The organism is Hallella faecis (genome assembly GCF_018789675.1).
In the GTDB taxonomy this organism is placed as follows: domain Bacteria; phylum Bacteroidota; class Bacteroidia; order Bacteroidales; family Bacteroidaceae; genus Prevotella; species Prevotella faecis.
In genome coordinates this window covers 1-1,899 of the sequence record NZ_JAHKBE010000116.1, presented here as the reverse complement: position 1 = coordinate 1,899, position 1,899 = coordinate 1, and the positions used below count along the sequence as shown (strand labels likewise).

Annotated in this window: 2 protein-coding genes; both read right to left on the bottom strand. The window is 36.6% G+C overall.

What is annotated here, in order from left to right; genetic code table 11:
* Positions 1 to 40: 40 nt before the first annotated feature.
* Positions 41 to 379 carry a hypothetical protein gene (locus KM934_RS12665; RefSeq protein ID WP_215760970.1) on the bottom strand — a complete coding sequence of 113 codons (339 nt, stop codon included), beginning with the start codon at positions 377 to 379 and terminating at the stop codon, positions 41 to 43.
* A 320-nt stretch (positions 380 to 699) separates the two neighbouring features.
* Positions 700 to 1,587, bottom strand: a complete 888-nt coding sequence (locus tag KM934_RS12660) for a hypothetical protein (protein WP_215760968.1) — start codon at positions 1,585 to 1,587, stop codon at positions 700 to 702.
* Positions 1,588 to 1,899: the final 312 nt, after the last annotated feature.

Below are 1,899 nucleotides of genomic sequence, written 5' to 3'. Positions count from 1 at the left end.
CGTTAATTAACTCCTTCATTTTCAAACGATTACGTTAGAATTAACAGAGTATTGTGTTAAAGAGAGTTATTTTCTTCTCTGATGGATTATATTGCCCATATCTGCATATACCAAATTCATATACGGGAGTATTGTCGTTGTCAACTTCGAATTTTATATCGTTTGTTGCTAATCCATTACAAACTAACCATTCAGAAAGTTCTCTTCTTAGCACATCGAATAATCGTTCATCTTTATCTTTCATTTCAATGGTAAACTCATTTATTTTTTCACTAATTCTTTCTCCAAGAATGTCTTTGTATGGAGGGAACAATTTAAAATAGAACCACTCATCCAGGTCATCCGGGTCGTTAAACATATCATCATCAAATAGACTCATAGCTTTTATTGTTTTTAGGAGTTATTAATTCATTTACTATCTCACGTCTCACTTCCTCTCGCATTTTGGCTCTTACAATACCGCTTACCTTGCGATGACCACCTTTGGGAATCTTGTGTCCACCGTAGGATGTAAACTCTTGCAACCAAGCCACCTTGCTAAAACTGCATCTGGTAGTGATGAACTTCGAGGGTTTGTTCCTCGGACACTCATCCTGTCGATGCTCACTGCGCACAGGAAGGTCAGCCTTTGCTGCGAACAAAGACCGACCCTTCCATTGCTTACGCATGAATTTGTTATGTAGTTTGCTGTGAGACATTTCAATTTCTCCATTTTAGGGAATTGTACCCCTGAGGCTTTTGTGGTATAACCTGCCCTTTTGGCAAAATGCCAAACCTCTTGTATGACTCATATCGTAAAAGATCAATTACAGCTTGACAATGATCAGACATTCCTGAAATTGCGCGAGGAATTAGCACCAAATTAGCTATACTTGTGTAATAATGACAATCATCAACGAGTCCCCAAATATGACATGCTTCATAATCCTTAAAAAGTCTATACCCTCCCGTTGGTGTTATCGATTGCATCATTGATCCTTCTAATATTGCGTTCTTAATAGCTTTGTTTGCTTCTGTATTATCGTCTGCAATACATGGTATACCATTACAATCTGTGGTTGGATTGCCTTTTTTAACATTATTGTCTCGGCATTTTGTATAGTGATCCCAACATGCTTCGGGGTTACCCACGCCCTTGTTTTTATTGGTTCCAAGTTGTCCACTCACAACTTTTGAAACAATATCTTTATCTGCAAATATTGCTGATTTTGCAACCATATCACATAATGTTTGATCATTTATACTTGAAAAAATCCAAGTATTTGCATAGAATTGTCCTAAAATTGTTTTTGCAAAATGCGTGTATCCACTTCGCCAATCTGATTTTGTCTTACTTGACATTGATGAGATATTTGGCAAGATAATCATTTTATTAAAGAATGACAATGCATCTGCAACGGGATCATATCCAGGAGTGTTGGCTACTTGTTTGCTAGTCAATTGGATGATGCGAGTAAATTCTGTAACAATATCTCCATGTCCAATTATGGCATTTTGAAAATTTCGAACATACCTTGAATATGCGGTAGCGGACCTAAAATCTTTTTTACTGTTTAGGTAAAAGTTAAGTAAATTATTAAGTGTCATATGTTTTAGTATATTTAAAAGGTTGTTTAAGATGTCCCATTCAGACACGCTTTCGCCTGAACGTTACTTCGTTCGTAATACATGTTAATATTATAGTTGCCTGTTGTCTCACAGCTTTGAGAGGCACATACTCTGATGAATAATTTCAAATGATTATGTCTAATTTATGGAGGACGTTTATAACATGCGTCCTCGATCTCTTGTAACTTTTCACAGCGTGAAAACGCATAATCTATTGCATCATTTGGATCTTCATTCTATAGTACTCCCCAATATTCGACAAGTGGTTGAACATTGGTTGCTGCGCCATCC

Bases quoted from the DNA above. Each gene is read 5' to 3' on its own strand.
- KM934_RS12665 (WP_215760970.1), bottom strand. From the start codon at position 379: ATGAGTCTATTTGATGATGATATGTTTAACGACCCGGATGACCTGGAT.
- KM934_RS12660 (WP_215760968.1), bottom strand. From the start codon at position 1,587: ATGACACTTAATAATTTACTTAACTTTTACCTAAACAGTAAAAAAGAT.